The organism is Mesorhizobium sp. M0029 (genome assembly GCF_040323735.1).
In the GTDB taxonomy this organism is placed as follows: Bacteria; Pseudomonadota; Alphaproteobacteria; order Rhizobiales; family Rhizobiaceae; genus Mesorhizobium.
Genome location: NZ_JAMYVF010000025.1, coordinates 17,810 through 34,636 on the forward strand (window position 1 = coordinate 17,810; position 16,827 = coordinate 34,636).

Annotated in this window: 12 protein-coding genes and 1 pseudogene; 4 read left to right on the plus strand and 9 right to left on the minus strand. The window is 63.5% G+C overall.

Annotated elements, in window-relative coordinates; translation table 11 throughout:
- The first annotated feature begins 11 nt into the window (after positions 1-11).
- The 3 genes and pseudogenes from NKJ76_RS28645 to NKJ76_RS28655 all read left to right on the plus strand — a co-directional run bounded on the left by NKJ76_RS28645 (position 12) and on the right by NKJ76_RS28655 (position 1,865).
- Positions 12-717: pseudogene (locus tag NKJ76_RS28645) on the plus strand (glutamine amidotransferase).
- Positions 718-909: 192 nt separating this feature from the next.
- Positions 910-1,173, plus strand: a complete 264-nt coding sequence (locus tag NKJ76_RS28650) for a YMGG-like glycine zipper-containing protein (RefSeq protein ID WP_023670477.1) — start codon at positions 910-912, stop codon at positions 1,171-1,173.
- A gap of 56 nt (positions 1,174-1,229) precedes the next feature.
- Positions 1,230-1,865, plus strand: coding sequence for a LolA family protein (locus NKJ76_RS28655; protein WP_352538930.1), 636 nt, complete (start codon positions 1,230-1,232; stop codon positions 1,863-1,865).
- Between the two features lie 30 nt (positions 1,866-1,895).
- Here the strand turns inward: NKJ76_RS28655 and NKJ76_RS28660 are convergent, their stop codons facing one another.
- The 9 genes from NKJ76_RS28660 to NKJ76_RS28700 all read right to left on the minus strand — a co-directional run bounded on the left by NKJ76_RS28660 (position 1,896) and on the right by NKJ76_RS28700 (position 15,565).
- Positions 1,896-5,099: an efflux RND transporter permease subunit gene (locus tag NKJ76_RS28660; RefSeq protein WP_352538931.1), complete on the minus strand. Its 3,204-nt coding sequence runs from the start codon at positions 5,097-5,099 to the stop codon at positions 1,896-1,898.
- The gene (locus tag NKJ76_RS28665; RefSeq protein WP_023687741.1) at positions 5,096-6,202 is read right to left on the minus strand and encodes an efflux RND transporter periplasmic adaptor subunit; all 1,107 of its coding nucleotides are present in this window, start codon (positions 6,200-6,202) and stop codon (positions 5,096-5,098) included. Before NKJ76_RS28665 ends, NKJ76_RS28660 begins: the two co-directional genes overlap by 4 nt.
- Before the next feature lie 354 nt (positions 6,203-6,556).
- Positions 6,557-7,798: an MFS transporter gene (locus NKJ76_RS28670; protein ID WP_023670472.1), complete on the minus strand. Its 1,242-nt coding sequence runs from the start codon at positions 7,796-7,798 to the stop codon at positions 6,557-6,559.
- A gap of 158 nt (positions 7,799-7,956) precedes the next feature.
- Positions 7,957-9,057 carry an aminotransferase class I/II-fold pyridoxal phosphate-dependent enzyme gene (locus NKJ76_RS28675; RefSeq protein WP_352538932.1) on the minus strand — a complete coding sequence of 367 codons (1,101 nt, stop codon included), beginning with the start codon at positions 9,055-9,057 and terminating at the stop codon, positions 7,957-7,959.
- Between the two features lie 133 nt (positions 9,058-9,190).
- Positions 9,191-9,655, minus strand: coding sequence for a Ros/MucR family transcriptional regulator (locus NKJ76_RS28680; RefSeq protein ID WP_023687743.1), 465 nt, complete (start codon positions 9,653-9,655; stop codon positions 9,191-9,193).
- 214 nt (positions 9,656-9,869) lie between these two features.
- Positions 9,870-10,574, minus strand: coding sequence for an ROK family protein (locus NKJ76_RS28685; RefSeq protein WP_352538933.1), 705 nt, complete (start codon positions 10,572-10,574; stop codon positions 9,870-9,872).
- A gap of 117 nt (positions 10,575-10,691) precedes the next feature.
- Positions 10,692-12,065: a glucose-6-phosphate dehydrogenase gene (gene zwf, locus NKJ76_RS28690; RefSeq protein ID WP_352538934.1), complete on the minus strand. Its 1,374-nt coding sequence runs from the start codon at positions 12,063-12,065 to the stop codon at positions 10,692-10,694.
- Positions 12,066-12,088: 23 nt separating this feature from the next.
- Positions 12,089-13,102 (minus strand): phosphogluconate dehydrogenase (NAD(+)-dependent, decarboxylating), encoded by a 1,014-nt coding sequence (gene gnd / locus NKJ76_RS28695; RefSeq protein ID WP_352538935.1) that lies wholly within the window; start codon positions 13,100-13,102, stop codon positions 12,089-12,091.
- A 42-nt stretch (positions 13,103-13,144) separates the two neighbouring features.
- Entirely contained in the window at positions 13,145-15,565 is a 2,421-nt protein-coding gene (locus NKJ76_RS28700; RefSeq protein ID WP_352538936.1) for a glucan 1,4-alpha-glucosidase, read from the minus strand.
- 203 nt (positions 15,566-15,768) lie between these two features.
- Here NKJ76_RS28700 and NKJ76_RS28705 point away from each other — a divergent pair, with 203 nt between their 5' ends.
- Positions 15,769-16,782: an ABC transporter substrate-binding protein gene (locus NKJ76_RS28705; protein ID WP_023683930.1), complete on the plus strand. Its 1,014-nt coding sequence runs from the start codon at positions 15,769-15,771 to the stop codon at positions 16,780-16,782.
- The last annotated feature ends 45 nt before the right edge of the window (positions 16,783-16,827 follow it).

A 16,827-nucleotide genomic window follows, 5' to 3' on the forward strand; every position in this document is an offset into this window, starting at 1 on the left:
TCCGCCTTTCCATGCCGCCCAGACCGAGCTCGAAACCAAAAATCCTGATCGTGCTGCATCAGGAGACCTCGAGCCCCGGCCGGGTTGGCCACATGCTGCTCGAGGAAGGTTTCGACCTCGACATCCGCCGGCCGCCTCTCGGCGACAGCCTGCCGGAGACGCTCGAGGGACACGCCGGCGCCGTTCGGCGTGCCGATGAGCGCCAATGACGAAGATGAGTTCGTCCGCCGCGAGACCAAGTGGCTCAATGTTCCGCTAAAGGAGAACCGGCCCTTCCTCGGCATCTGCCTTGGCGCGCAGATGCTGGCCAACCATCTCGGCGGCAAGGTCGAGGGGCATGGCGAGGGGCTGGTCGAGATCGGCTGGTATCCGCTGAAGCCGACCGAAGCCGGCAAGAAGCTGCTGCCCTGGCCTGACATGGTCTACCAGTTTCACCGCGAAGGCTTTTCGCTGCCCAGGGATGCGACGCTGCTGGCGACGGCGGAAACCTACCCCAACCAGGCGTTTCGCTATGGCGACAATGCCTGGGGCATCCAGTTCCATGGCGAACTGACCAGGATGATGATGCAGCGCTGGGTGGTGCGCGGCGCACACCGTTTCGAATTGCCGGGCGCGCAGCCCGGCCGCGACCATCTCGGCGGCCGGCTGATCTGGGATATGCACCTCAAGCGCTGGCTGAGCGAATTTTTGAGCCTGATCTTCGGCAAGCCTACTTAGGGATAGAGCAAAATCCAACTACTCTGAACGGCCGAGCTTGCCCAAAGACGACTTACCTCTGGGAGGCGTGTACGATGGATCCGGGACCTTAGCCCGTTCCCGCAGATGGATTGCGCCCCAAACACTCCGATGGATCGAAAAACTCCGTGGCGCATTTAAGCTTCGGCTAATAACGGCCCCAGGAGAGAACCAATGAAGAAGACACTGCTCATTTTGAGCCTACTCATTCCGCTCGCGGCATGCTCCCGCACCGAACAAGGCGCTGCCGTCGGTGGTTTGGGTGGCGCAGCTGTAGGCGCAGCAGTGGCCGGCGACCCGGTAAAAGGGGCGGTTGTTGGCGGGGCGGTCGGAGCGCTGGCCGGGGCGGTCATCGGGCACGCCAGCGAAGCCGGCCAGTGCAGATATCGCGGTCGGAACGGTCGAGTTTACGTTGCTCAGTGCCCGGACGGCTACTGATCTCAGAGGCGCGTGATCTCTTTCGATCACGCGCCTGCTCGGGGTAGGATAACTGAATGGCATATAACAGCAAAAGACTGCTGGCTTTCTGGTTAGCCGTTGTCAGCGCTGTCGCGATAAACGCCGAACTTTCGACCGCGGCCTTGGCCGCACCTATAGAAGCGAAGACGATTGCCGATCACTTCTCATCGGTAAAGTCCATGTCCGGGGACTTTGTCCAGTCGGGCCCAAGAGCGGAAAGGACCAAAGGGAAATTTTTCCTCCAGCGGCCGGGCAAGATCCGGTTCAACTATGCAGGCCAATCAGGGGTCAGCGTAATTGCAGATGGAAAATCCTTGGTGGTCTATAACAAGAAGCTCAAGACATCGCGGCTTTATGCTCTCTCGAAGACGCCGCTCAAGCTGCTCCTCGACAATCAGGTCAACTTTTCCGGCAATCGCCTCAAAAGTATCAAGGACGATGGCGCCCAGGTGATCATCAGGCTGGCCGACAAGTCGGCCTTCGGCAATTCGAATATCACTATGGTGTTTGACAGGGAATCGCTCGATCTACGCAGATGGACCCTGACTGACGAGAGGGGCCTTACCTCGACAGTCACCATATCCAACGTGAAGCAGGGCGTTCGCGCTCCTGCGGGCACCTTCACTATCGACTATGCTGCAAACCGTGAATTCAACACCAAAACGAAATAGTCGGCAGCGCCACGAACTGCCCGTGTAACACTACTCGGCGGCCGTCTCGGACGGCACCTCTGCCGGTGCCGAAGACTCGGCCTCGGCGTGCGGCTTGCGCCGTGAGAACAGCGACCTGAGCGTGACGTAGAACACCGGCGTCAGGAACAGGCCGACGAAAGTGACGCCCAGCATGCCGGAGAACACCGCGGTGCCAAGCGACTGGCGCATTTCCGCGCCCGGGCCCGTCGCGATCATCAGTGGCACGACGCCGAGGATGAACGAGAAGGCGGTCATCAGGATCGGCCGCAGCCTGAGCCGGCAGGCTTCGACGGCAGCCTCGGCCGCCGACAGGCCGCGTTCCTGGGCCTGCCGCGCGAACTCGACGATGAGGATCGCGTTCTTGGCGGCAAGTCCGATCAGCACGATGAGGCCGATCTGCACGAGGATGTTGTTGTCCAGCCCTCGGAACGACACGCCGAGCAACGCCGCGAGCACGCCGAGCGGCACCACCAGCACGATGGCGAACGGCAGCACCCAGCTTTCATATTGCGCCGCCAGCGCCAGGAACACGAACAGCACCGAAAGTCCGAAGATATAGACAGCGGCATTGCCGGTGTTACGCTCCTGATAGGCGAGTTCGGTCCATTCGTAGGAGGTACCGGCCGGCAACGTCTGTGCCGTGATCGCTTCCATCTTGGCAAGCGCATCGCCGGTGGAAACGCCGGGCGCGGCGTTGCCCTGCAGCGGCACCGAGACGTACATGTTGTAGCGCTGGACCAGCGCCGGGCCGGTGACGTCGCGGATCTCGATCAACGTGCCCAGCGGAACCAGCGCGCCGGTCGCCGAGCGCACCTTCAGTTTCAAGATGTCGGCGCGATCGAGGCGGAACGCCTGGTCGGCCTGCGCGCGCACCTGGTAGACGCGCCCGAAAGCGTTGAAGTCGTTGACGTACGCGGTGCCCAGATTGATAGACAGCGTCTCGAAGATGTTGGGGATCGGCACGTTCAGGATGCGCGCCTTGTCGCGATCGATCGCCAGGAAGAATTGCGGGCTGGACGCGGAGAAGGTGGTGAACACGCCGGTCAGCCCCGCCGTCTTGTTGGCCTTGCCGGCAATTTCATAGGCAAGCGCCAGGATCTGCCGCATGTCGGCGCTGTTGCGCTCCTGGATCTGCAGCTTGAAGCCGCCGGCATTGCCGACGCCGCGGATCGGCGGCGGCGGCAGTGCGATAATGAAGGCTTCCTTGATGCTTTGCAGGCTGCCGAACAGATTGCCGATGACCTGGGTCGCCGATTGGCCGGCTTCCAGTCGCTCGTCAAACGGCTTGAACCTGGCGAAGATCACGCCCGCGTTGCTGGCATTGGTAAAGGTGGCGCCGGAGAAGCCGGCGAAGGCGACCGCGTAGTCGACGCCCGGCGTTTTCTGGATGATCTGCGACGCCTGCTGGATGACCGCATCGGTCCGCGATAGCGAGGCGCCGTCCGGCAACTGGACGACGACGATCGCATAGCCCTGGTCGAGCGACGGAATGAAACCGCGCGGCACCGTCTGCACCATATAGACCGTGGCGTAGATGAGGGCCGCGAAAACGGCCAGCGTGGCGGCGATCGCTATTCGCGAGCCGACCAGCACGCGCACGATGCTCGAATACCAATGGGCGACCTTGTCGAAGCCGCCATTGAAGCCGTCGGCGAGCGCCCGTCCGAACCGCGCCAGGAAAAAGCGCGGCGGCGCCGCAGCAGTGTGGTGCGGCTTGAACAGCAGCGCGGCCAAGGCCGGCGAGAGCGTCAGCGAATTGAATGCCGAGATCGCCGTCGACACCGCGATGGTGATCGCAAACTGCAGGTAGAACTGCCCGGAAATGCCGGGAATGAAGGCTGTCGGCACGAACACCGCTATCAGCACCAGCGAGATCGCGATGACCGCCGTTCCGACTTCGTCCATGGTCAGATGCGACGCCGGATTGGGCGCCAGCCCGCTGGCGATATTTCGCTCGACGTTCTCGACCACGACGATCGCATCGTCGACGACGATGCCGATGGCCAGCACGAGGCCGAACAGCGTCAGCATGTTGAGGGAGAAGCCGGCGGCGTAAAGCACCGCCAGCGTGCCGATCAGCGACACGGGGATCGCCACGATCGGCACGATCGCCATGCGCCACGATTGCAGGAAGACGATGATGACGATGATGACCAGAACCATCGCCTCGAGGATCGTCTTGTAGACCTCCTGGATCGACTCGGCGACGAACTCGGTCGGATTGTAGACGATGTCGTAGCTCAATCCCTTCGGGAAGTCCTGGGAAAGCTCCTTCATCTTGTCCTGGATCTCCGCGGCTGCGGCGAGCGCATTGGTGCCTGGCCGCTGGAAGATGGCGAGCGCCACCGCCGGTTTGCCGTTGAGATAGGAGTTGGTGACGTAATCCTTGGCGCCGAGCTCGATGCGCGCCACGTCCTGCAGCTGGATCAGGCGGCCGTCTTCGGCCGATTTGACGATCACGTATCGGAAGTCGCGTGCGTCGTTGAAGCGGCCTTGCGTGGTGACCGTGTACTGGAACGCCGTGCCGGTATTGGTCGGCGGCGCGCCGATGGAGCCGCCCGACACCTGGACGTTCTGGTCGCGCAGCGCCTGCACCACATCGCCCGAGGTCATCCCCAGGGCGGACAGTTTTTCCGGATCGAGCCAGATGCGCAGCGAATATTCGCGTTCGCCAAAGATGATGAGGTCGCCGACGCCGTCCAACCTGAGCAGTATGTCGCGCACCCGCGAGCGGGCGTAGTTCGAGACGTAGAGCTGGTCGTAGGTATTGTCGGGCGACAGCATGTGCACGACCATCATCAGGTCGGGCGAGCTCTTGATGGTGGTGATGCCGAGGCGGCGGACTTCTTCGGGCAGGCGCGGCTCGGCGACCGACACGCGGTTCTGTACCAGCACCTGCGCCTGGTCGAGATCGGTGCCTAGCTTGAAGGTGATGGTCAGCGCCATCGCCCCGTCGCCGGACGAATAGGACGACATGTAAAGCATGCCCTCGACGCCGTTGATCTCCTGCTCGATCGGCGTTGCCACCGTCGCTGCGACCGTCTCGGCGTCGGCGCCCGGGTACTGGGCGCGAACGACGATGGTCGGCGGCGCGATCTCGGGATATTGCGCGATCGGCAGCTGGGTATAAGCAATCCCGCCGAGGATCAGGAGGACGATCGAAACCACCGATGCGAAGATCGGACGGTCGACGAAGAAATGGGCGAACCTCATTGCTGCAACCCGGCGGTCTCGACCTTGGGCGGCAACGTCACCATCTCGACTTTCACCTTGGTGCCGGGCCTGGCGTGCATCAGCCCGTTGACGATGATCGTCTCGTCGCCGGTCAGGCCCGCGCGGATCACCCGGTAGCCGTCGAGAAGCGGGCCGGTGCGCACGGGCTTCGCCGACACCATCCCGGCCTCATCCACCAGGTACACGATGCGGCGATCCTGATCGGCGCCGACCGCCTCGTCGGGCACCAGGACGCCGCTATGCGGCAGCGACCCCGGCACGTTGATGCGCCCGAACATGCCTGGCTGGAGAACGCCGTCGGCGTTGGCAAACCTTGCACGCACCCGCATGGTGCCGGTCGCGTTGTCGATCCGGTTCTCGGCAAAATCGAGCTTGCCCTTGAATACCGCCTCCGCGCGGTCGGCGACGCGAACCACCACCTCGAGCCCGCCGGCGCCTTCCTGCATGCTGCCGCCGCGCTCCTTCGCGTCGCGGGCGTAGCTGAAATACAGGCGCTCATCGACGTCGAAATAGAAGTCGATCGGATCGCGCGTGACGATAGTCGTCAGCAAGGTGGAATCCGGCTGCACGAGGTTGCCGACCGACACCAGCCGGCGGTCGATGCGGCCGGACAAGGGCGCCTTGATCTCGGTGAACTCCAGGTTCAGGTTGGCCGTCGTCAGCGCAGCCGTCGCGCCTTGCATCTGCGCCTGCGCCGAAAGGTATTCCCGCCGACGGTCGTCGACCGTCGCGGCCGAGATATTGCCGGTCTTGGCGAGCTCATCGGCGCGATCCAGCTGCATCTTGGAGAATTCGAGCAGGGACTTGGCGACGTCCACTTGCGACTTGGCGGCATCGTAGGCCGCCTGGTACGGACGCTGGTCGATGGTGAAGAGCAGGTCGCCCTTGTTGACCAGTGCGCCGTCCTGGAAGCTGATCTTGTCCAGATAGCCGCTGACGCGCGAACGGATGGCGACCTCGTCGACGGCTTCGAAGCGCCCGACGAACTCGTCGTCTTCGACGATTTCACGCACCACCGGCTTGGCCGCCGTCACCACGGGCAGCTGCTGGTCCTGCGCAAACGCGTTGCTGCTGAAAGCCATACCGAGCAGGAATGCCACTGGGACGGCGGCGCGGGCCAGCCAGCCGGCCCATCGGCTGGGTCGCCCGCTTGCGTCGCGATGCGATTGCCGATTCCCTGAAGTGTCCATTTGCGTCCCCGCTCGCTGGACCCGGAGGTCGGGTGGTTCTCTTCTATATTTAAGGTTTCTCGTCGAGACCAGAGCACTGCAGTATTGTGCATGGCAACATGATCATTTTCCATATGGACTGAAATGTCCACCCTGTGGCTGCCCCGCCATCTGGCTAGTTCGCCCAGTACCGGCCCGTCCGCTTCCGACCCATCTCAGCCGTCATCGGCGCAAGCTGATTTGGACCGGATCCAGCGGCTTACTCGATCAGTTGCGGCTGTTGAGATGCCGCACCCTTCGGAGTTGCGGAAACAGCACCGCCCACAGTCCGGCGACGGCAATCGCACCGACGCCGCCGATCACCACCGCCGGCACGGTGCCGATCAGCGCCGCCATGGTGCCGGCGCGGAACTCGCCGACTTCGTTGGAGGCGCCGACGAAGACCTGGTTGACGGCGTTGACGCGGCCGCGCACCTCGTCGGGTGTCCACAGCTGGATCAGCGTCTCCCTGATATAGACGCTGAACATGTCGGTGGCGCCGAGGCCGGCAAGGGCCAGGATCGACAGCCAGGTGATGGTCGAGACGCCGAACAGCACGGTGAAGGCGCCGAACCCGGCGACGAAGCCGAGCATGATCTTGCCGGCACTGTCGCGCAGCGGATGCCCGGCAAGCCAGACCGCGACACAGATGGCGCCGATGCCGGGCGCCGAGCGCAGCAGGCCGAGGCCCCACGGGCCGAGTTCCAGAATATCGCGGGCATAGACCGGCAGCAGCGCCGAGGCACCGGACAGAAGCACGGCGAAGAGGTCGAGCGAGATGGCGCCCAGGACGATCTTCTCGCTCCAGATGTATCGGAAGCCGGCAAACAGCGTCTCCATCGTCGGCTTGTCGGTGGCGCTCTGCTGGGCCGGTTTCGGAATGGTGAAGATCAGCAGACCGGCCACCAGCATCAGCACGGAGGCAACGGCGTAAGCGGCTTCGGCCGAGACGCCATAGAGCAGGCCGCCGGCGACCGGGCCGACAATGGTCGCCGTTTGCCAGGCGGACGAGTTCCAGGCGATCGCATTGCCGAAATCTTCCGGCGGAACAAGGTTGGCGAACAGCGACGACGAGGCCGGCCCATAAAAAGCGCGCGCCAGGCCGAACATAGCCAGCACGATGAAGATCGGCAGCGGGCTGACGAGACCGCGCAGCGTGAAGTACAACAGGACAAGGGCACAACCTGCCTCGACTACCGTCGCCAGCGCCATGATCAGGCGGCGGCCGAAACGGTCGGCGACAACGCCGGTGACCAGCACCAGCAGCAGCGACGGCAGGAACTGGACGATGCCGACAATGCCGAGATCGAAGGGATCGCGCGTCAGATCATAGATCTGCCAGCCGACGGCGACGGACACGATCATGGTGGCGAAGGTGGTCAGGAAACGCGCCGCCCAATAGCTCAGGAAGGAGCGATGGCGGAAGGCGGCGTAACGCCGGTCAGGCGGTGTATGGGAATGGGATGTCATGGATACAGGCCCCGTTGCTTGCATTGGCCGGCGGGGCACTTCCCGGAAATGGGCGCTGTTCCGGCCAATGAAACTTATCAAAGTTCGGGGCGCGTATGCGTGAAAATCGGGCCCGGATCAAGCGGTTTTCAAGCCGCTCGCCCGATTGCACGCGGACGTTACTGCCTCAGCGCGGCGGAAATGGCGTCGAGGCCGCCCTGTAATTCCGCCTCTTTCGGCCAGCCGAAACCGACGCGGAAGAAGCGCTTGGGCATATCAAACCAGTGGCCGGGACCGACATAGGTGCCGTGGTTTTCCAAGAGATTGACGTAGAAACGGTCGAGGTCGAAGTCTGGACTGACAACGAGCCTTGGAAATCCGACGACGCCGCCTTGTGGCCGCACCCAGTCGACCAGCGGCTCGCGGTCGATCCAGGCTTGCACGATGTCGCGGCGTTTCGCCATCTCGGGCAGCAGCGCGCCCAAGAAAGCGTCGCGGCGCCCCAGCATGCCGCGCGCAATGCCTTCGTCGATGACGCTGCCGCAAATGCCGATCTGCTCCTTGGCGGCGAGGAAGCGCTCCTGCAGTTCGGCATCGCTGGTGATCAGCCAGCCAATGCGGATGCCGGGAATGCCGAAGGCTTTCGACAGCGACGAGACGCTGATCGCTTTGGGGCTGAGAGAAGCCGCCGCCGGCAGGCGCTGTCCATAGGAGAGGTCGCGATAGGTCTCGTCGACCAGCAGATGGCAGCCGCTCGCTTCGGCCAGCGCAATCAGCGCGTCGAGATCGGCCCGGCCCATCATCGTGCCGGTCGGGTTGTGCGGGCAGGTGACGCTGATCAGCTTGGTGTTCGGTTGCATGCTGGTGGCGACGCGGCCGAAATCGATGGCAAAGCCTGCGTCGAAATCGAGATCGACATAGGAGATGGCGCAGCCGATCGCCTTGGGGGTCTCGATGTTGGTGGCGTAGTTCGGCCGGACGACGACAAGGTGGTCGCGCTCCGACAGAAGCGAGGTCGAAATGATGAAGAGCGCGCCCGCCGCACCGGCGGTCACAAGAACATCGTCAGGCGAAATGCCGGAATCCTGCGCCGCGATCAGCGCCCGCAACTCCTTGTCGCCGCGATGCTCGCCGTAGAACAGCGTGAGATCCGGCAGCGACAGGCCGACGTCGGAGAGTTTCTGATCGGCGATCGAGCTTTCGGAGAGATTGAACCGAATGCGATCGTAGCCGTATTCCTCCGGCGCCTCTTTCTCGATCACCATTCTGGCGTAGTTCATGGCTGCTCCCCCAAAGTCCTGACACTCAGAGGTACAAGCCATAAAAGCACGAAGCCTGCCAAGGCTCATTCGCCGGCAGGCTTCTGTTCCAGTCGTCCAAACGATTGGCTCAGGGCCGAGGCGCTGATCCCACTCAGGCCGGAACTTTGGCCTTCCGACCCTTGGCTTTCGCCGGCGCGGCCACTGCAGCCTTGCGGCCGAGGCCGATCGACTTGGCCAGCTCGGAGCGCGACGCCGCGTAGTTGGGGGCAACCATCGGATAGTCGGCCGGCAGGCCCCATTTGGTACGATAGGCTTCCGGCGTCAGGTTGAAATGGACGCCGAGATGGCGCTTCAGCGATTTGAATTTTTTGCCGTCCTCGAGGCAGATGATGTAATCCGGCGTCACCGACCGCTTGGGATTGACGGCCGGGATCTGCGGCGCCGCCACTGGGGCCGGCGGCTGGCTGAGCCCGCCGATCGACGCCGCAACGCTGGCGATGAGATCGCTCAGGCCGGCAACGGGCAAGCGGTTCTTCTCGACGTAAGCGGACACGATATGGGCGGTAAGCTCGAGCAGGTCGATGTCCTTGTCAGAGTCGTTGCTGTCGTCGGCCAATTTATCTCTCCGTCGCTAGGGGGGTGGCGGAAACTCCCAGAGCGGTCCCAGCGGAGCCGGAAATCCGCTCTAGTCATTTGTCTTGCCGCATATGTGCGGTTGCGCCAGATGATTCCATCCGGTGCCACCGATCTAATCGCCAAATCTGCGTAACGCAATGACTTCGTATCGCGCCACACGTCATTTTGAACAACTATACTGAATTTTAATACTATCAGACGATCAGCGCCTTGTCGCGCCATAGTCGAAAACCGCCCTCGAAGGCGCGCGTATTGTCGCCACGCCTGGATATGGCGGGCAATTCATCCAGTCTGTCGACATTGCCGCCGCCGATGACGACATAATCCGGCTGCAGCGCCGCACGCAGCCGCCCGACGACGTCGAAAACGTATTTGCGCCATTTCTTCTTGCCGTATTTCTCCAGGCCGCGCTCGCCGACATAATCTTCGAAACTGCCGCCCTTGCGGTACGGCAGATGCGCCAGCTCCATCGGCTGGCCGACATTGTTGAGGATCATCGCCGCGCCCAGGCCGGTGCCGAGGCCGAGGAACAGCATGCGCCCGCCATCGTAGCTGCCGATCGCCTGCAGCAGCGCGTCGTTGACGACCTTGACCGGCTTGCCGAAGGCGGCGGCAAAATCGTAGCCGTCCCAGCCCTTGCCGAGATTGGCGGGATCGAGCGAAGGCCTGTTGTGCCTGACCGGGCCGGGATAGCCCATCGAGATCACGTCATAGGGCAGCCCTTCGGCCAGCGTCTTCACCGTGGCGACCATCTGCTGCGGCGTCAGATCCGGTCCGGAATCGGCCCGGCGCATCTCGCCGCCTGCGCTGGTGAGGATTTTTACGTGCGAGCCGCCGACATCGATCGTCAGCACGATCGGTTCCGCCTTGGCCTTCGCGGGCCTGGCTGCCTTGGCCATGTCGTTTCCTCCGCTCACTTGGCGCGTTCCCCGTTTCAGGGAAACGGGGGAATGCTCCAAGTCTTTGTTTTTACGCAATTCCGGACGGAAAAACCGCTCGCACTTTCCTGGAATTGCTCAACTCGGATTGATCCAGCCGTTGGGCGGCCCGAAGCTGGCCATGGCGTCGGCCGGCCCCCAGGTCTTCGGCTCATACATATGCGGCGGCGTGGTGTCGCCGAGCACCGGGCCGACAATGCGCCAGGCAAGCTCGCTAGCATCCTGGCGGGTGAACAATTGGCCATTGCCGTTCATGGCATCGCCGATCAGCCGCTCATAGGGCGGCATGTCGCCCTTCGAATCGTCGAGCGCGGTGAGCTCGACCTGCTCGCCGACCATGTCGTCGCCGGGCGCCTTGCGCTGCGCGCCGATCGAGATCGCCACCTGCGGGTCGATGCGGAAGCGCACGTAATTGGCGTCGCTGGGCTTGATCGGATCGAAGACGTCGAGCGGCGGCCGCTTCAGCCGCACGATCACTTCGGTCACATGCACCGGCATGTTCTTGCCGGTGCGGATGAAGAAGGGCACGTCCTGCCAGCGCCAGGTGTCGACCATGAAGCGCACCGCGGCAAAGGTTTCGACCGGCGAGTTCGGCTTCACGCCGGGTTCAGCGAGGTAGCCGGTGAACTGGCCGCGCACGACGTCGTCCTTGGTCAGCGTGCGGATGGCGCGCAGCACCTGCACCTTCTCGTCGATCAGATCGTCGGCCGAGCGGCCGACCGGCGGTTCCATGGCGAGCAGCAAAAGGATGTTGAGCAGATGGTTCTCGATCACGTCGCGGATAGCGCCGACATCGTCATAGAATTTGCCACGGCCTTCAACGCCGAAGTCCTCGGCCATGGTGATCTGTACGCTTTCGACGAAGTTGCGGTTCCAGATCGGCTCGAGAAAGGAATTGGCAAAGCGGAAATAGAGCAGGTTCTGGATCGCCTCCTTGCCGAGATAGTGGTCGATGCGGAAGATCGACTGCTCTTCGAACACCAGATGCAGCACGCGGTTCAGCCAGCGCGCCGATTGGAGATCGTGGCCGAACGGCTTTTCCACCATCAGCCGCGCGCCATGCGCGGTACCGGATTGCTCCAGCCCCTGGACGACGGTCTCGAACATGGTCGGCGGCACCGCCATATAGTGAAGCGGCCGCTGCGCCGAGCCGAGCGCCGTCTTCAGCTTCTCGAAGGTCGCGCCGTCGCGGTAGTCGCCGCTGACATAGCGCAGCAGACTGGCGAATTTGGCGAAGATCTTTTCGTCGATCTTGCCGAGAGCGTTGACGATGCCGTCGCGGGCCCTCGCCTGCAATTGGTTGATGTCCCAGGCATCGAAGGCGACGCCGATCACCGGCTCGGTCAGCGTCCCGTTGGCTACCATCTGGTAGAGGGCCGGAAATATCTTCTTGTGGGCAAGGTCGCCGGTTGCTCCGAAGAGCACCAGCGTGTCGGACCGTTCCGGGCTCATCTTGCGAGTCTCCCCTGCGGCCTTCACTTGCCGGCCTTCGGCTTTTCGACATGGCCGCCAAAGGCATAGCGCATGGCCGACAGCAGCTTGTCGGCGAATTCGGATTCGCCCTGCGAGGAGAAGCGGTCGAACAAAGCCGAGGACAGAACCGGCGCCGGCACGCCGGTGTCGATCGCCGCCTTCAGCGTCCAGCGGCCTTCACCGGAATCGGAGACGCGGCCGCCGAACTGGGCCAATGCCGGGTCGCTCTTCAGAGCGCCGGCGGTGAGGTCGAGCAGCCAGGAGCCGATCACACTGCCATGGCGCCAGACCTCGGCCACCTGCGGCAGGTCGATGTCGAACTGATAGTATTGCGGGTTTTCCAAAGGGCTGGTCTCGGCGTCGGCAGTGCGCTGTCTTTTGCCGGCATTGGCCGATTTCAGGATGTTCATGCCTTCGGCGTAGGCGGCCATGACGCCATATTCGATGCCGTTGTGGATCATCTTGACGAAATGGCCGGCGCCGCTCGGTCCGCAATGCAGGTAGCCAAAGGGTGCGGTCCCGCCCGCCTTGTCGGGCGTGGCGCCGGCATCGGCGCCGGGCGCCAGCGTGGCGAAGATCGGATCGAGGTGTTTGACCGCCGTATCGGGGCCGCCGATCATCAGGCAGTAGCCGCGCTCCAAGCCCCAAACGCCGCCGCTGGTGCCGACATCGACATAGTGCAGGCCCTTGGCCGCGAGTTCGGCCGCCTGGTCGACCGCGTCGTGATAATAGGAATTGCCGCCGTCGATGATGATGTCGCCGGGTTCCATCAGCGCCGCCACCTGGTCGGCGATCCTGCCGGTGATCGCCGCTGGCAGCATCAGCCAGGCGCTGCGCGGCTTGGAAAGCTTGCCGACGAACTCCTCCATCGATGCGGCGCCGATGGCGCCATCGGCAACCAGGCCGGCAACGCTTGCCGGGTTGATGTCGTAGACGACGCATTCATGGCCGTCGCGCATCAGGCGGCGCACCATGTTGGCGCCCATCCTGCCTAGTCCCATCATTCCGATCTGCATGGTCTTGTCCTAGTCGCTTGAGGAAAGAAAATTGCTGGCGAGTTAGTTCTCAATGCCGACGGTGAAGTCGACATTCTCCCAACGGTCGCCGTCGGGCCAGAAAAAAGTGAAGACGATCGTATTACCTCGCGGAATATCGGCCACCGGCAGATCCGCCAGATGGACGCAAAAGACATTCACGGAAGTGTTGATTTCATGGCTGGTCTGCCACTGGTCGCCGCTCCAGCGGATCAGTGCCGGCTGCAGCAGTTCAACCCGCAGCGTCTTGCCGGCTTCCATGGTGCGCAGCCTGTTGTTGAAGCGCCATATCCTCAGCGGCGAGCCGGTCTTGTCCCTGACATAGCGCTTGACGCCTTGCGGCGGCATATCGAAGACGGCGCCGTCGCGGAGCGAGCGCAACAGCTTGATGTGTTCCGAATGCGCCCAGACCAGCGGCATGGCGCTGCCCGACGGCCTGCCCAGCCACAATTCGCGCTCCGGTATGTCGGCGCCGTCCCAGACCTGTTCCGGCAGCAGACCGCCCACGCCAGCCGAAGCCTCGAATGTCCTGAGCAGGCTTGCCGCCTTGTCCTTGTTACCGGCGGCCAGCTCGTAGTGGGCGCGTTCGCCGGCCAGCAACGGCCAGGGCCGGCCCTGGCCGTTGCCGTCGAAGGGCGCGCCGTCGGCGTGTTCGCCATAACCGTCGCTGGTGTAGCGATACCAGAGAGGCCCTTGCGGCAGGTCGCAGCGCAGTTGCGCGTCTATGATCTTGACCGTGCCGACGATGCGCGGATCGTCCGCGGCCCTGAGGCCGAAGCGGACCAGCGCCAGCGCGTCCGGGCTGACAATCGCTTCGGCCGGCTTGTCGGTATCGCCCGGCGGACGGTTCTTGATCGGTACGAAGCCGTCCTTCGGCGATGCGGCGCCTGAACCGTCGGCCGGCGCGATGCGGATGTAGTAGCCGTCGACGCCAGCCTCGTGGCACTCCGGTGTGCCGCTGACATAGGTCCAGCGCTCGATCTGGTCGTTCCAGCAATCTGCGACCTCGCGCAAATAGTTAGCCGCCTCCGGTTTGCCGTCAACGTCGAACAGATCGGCGGCGCCAAGCAGTGCCGATATTTCGACGGCGAGCGTGAATGGGCTGTAGCCGGCATCCTCTTCCCAGCGGTCCTGCCCGGTGACGGGACCATTGCGCACGACATAGGACACGGCCTTCTCGATCATCGGCATGAAGGCGGCGAGCTTGGCGCGCGGCAGGTGGCCGGCGCGGTGCAGCGCATCGGCAAGCAGCAGCGGGAAGGCGCATTCGTCCATCTGGATGCCCGGCCAATAGAGCGAGCCGTCGAGCCACACATTTTGTGGCCAGTGGCCGTCCGGCTGCTGGATGGAACGAAGATAGGCGAGGATCTCAAGCGCCTGCGCCGGATCGCCGGCGGCGACGAAGCCGCCCGCGGTTTCCACGAGGTCGCGCGGCCAGACCAGATGATAGCCGCCAAGGTCGTCGTCGCCCTTGCTCGCTCCCCACGGGATCGACAGGCTGGCAACGGCCGCACCGGGCCTCGCCAGCGACAGGTGCGTCGCCAGCACCGCTGTGCTGACGCGGTAGGTGTTGAGGCCGGATGCATCATGGTGGTCGAGCGGCGTCAGGCCTGCCTGCCATTTCCGCCATTTCGCGACATAGGCCTTTGCCGCCGGCTCAAAACCGCGTTTCAGGCTGGCGGCGGCGTTTTCCGCCGCTTCATCCGGCGTTGCCCCAAACCCAAGCGCAAGCAAGGCTTTGCTGTTAGCCAAGGAAAAGCCGATCTCGCCGGTCAGCGCGACATTGCCGTCCTCCGCCCTTTGGCAGGCCGGATCGAGCCGGCCGGCGCGGCTGAGTTGCTGCCAGCCGTCGGAAAAGCCTGCATAGCCGGCCGAGCAATCACCCCAGGGCAGCGAGGAGGCAAGCGCCAGGCAGGTGCCGCGCCCGGACGCAAACAGCATCGGCTTGCCCTTGTGCTCGCCGATCCAGGCGGTGTTGCCCATGCCGGCATTGACCAGATGCGGCGCCAGCAGGGCGTAGACGCGGTAGTCCGTGGCCACGCCCTCGAGTGCCGTGAAGCTGATTTCCTGCAGCAGGGCCGGGCGCGCCGCATCCGCCAGGATGCGCTTTTCGATCCGGTAACGCGCCGTCGCGTTGACCAGCCGGTAGGCGGGCACGCCGTCCTCGAATGTCTCGATGGCATGCGTGGCGTCGCGCTTCTCCTCGGAGAACCAGCCGCCGGGGCCGGTGACCAGCAGTCCCATGTCGCGCGTGCAGGCGCTGTCGAGACCAGGATAGTAGACTTCATTGACGATGCCATGGCTGAGCGTGAACCAGACGCGGCTCGCCGGCGAAAGCGCGGCACCTACGCCGCTCTTGGCGCTTGACGTCCAGCGCGCCGGAATTCCGGGCGGGCCCATTCTTTTGGGTGCACTGGGGGGAAGGGTCGGCGGCGTCGCTGCCATGCATGGTCTCCTGGCCCTTCCCTAGACCAGCAGGCGAAGGCTTTTCAACCGCCGCACCTGAAGTTGATCGCCAAGGTGTAACCGATCGCAGTTGACAAGCGAGCTCATCTGCATTTGTCTGACAATAGATAAAAAACAGGCAGCCAACGCCAAAACCATCAGCAACAGTCGGCGGGGCCGACAATCCATGGGAGGATTATGACATGAAGAAACTGCTCGTCCTGAGCGCTCTGGCGGCGATGCTCGCCTCGGGCACGGCGCTTGCCGACACCAGCGGCAAGAAGATCGCCTTCTCCAACAATTACGCCGGCAATTCGTGGCGTCAGGCGATGCTCGACAGCTACGGCATCGTCACCAAGAAGGCGGTTGAGGATAAGATCGTCGGCGCCGCCGACATCTTCACCACCGCCGACAAGGAAGTGCCGACCCAGGCTGCCCAGGTGCAGAACCTGATCCTGCAGGGTTATGACGCCATCGTCATCAATGCCGCATCGCCGGATGCGCTGAACGGCGCCATCAAGCAGGCCTGCGATGCCGGCATCGTCGTCGTCTCCTTCGACGGGACCGTCACCGAACCTTGCGCCTACCGCGTCGTCGTCGACTTCAAGGACATGGGCAAGCAGGAAGTCGAGCAGATGGCCAAATTCCAGCCCAAGGGCGGCAATCTCCTGGAAATCCGCGGCCTTGCCGGCACCTCGATCGACGATGCCATCCATGCCGGCATCCTCGAAGGCGTCGCCGCCCATCCCGAGTTCAAGATCGTCGGTTCGGTGACCGGCGACTGGGACCAGACGACGGCGCAGAAGGCGGTCGCGACGATCCTGCCGTCGTTGCCCGACATCGTCGGCATCGTCGACCAGGGCGGTGACGGTTATGGCGCGGCACAAGCCTTTGCCGCCGCAGGCAAGCCGCGTCCGACCATCATCATGGGCAACCGCCAGGACGAGCTGAAATGGTGGAAGGAGCAGAAGGACAAGGATGGCTACCAGACCTGGTCGGCCTCGATCGCGCCCGGCGTGTCGTCGCTGGCCTTCTGGGTGGCGCAGCAGGTGCTCGACGGCCGCACCGACATTCCGCATGACCTTTTGGTGCCGTATCTCGCCTTTACCCAGGACAATTTCGAGACCGAGCTGCCGAAAATCAAGGAGGGCGGCGTCGCCACCCACGAATACAGCCAGGAAGACGCAATCGCGGCGATCAAAGCCAATATCAAGTGATGCATTGCATTCATTGCCAGCAGCATGACCGACCGGATATCGTTG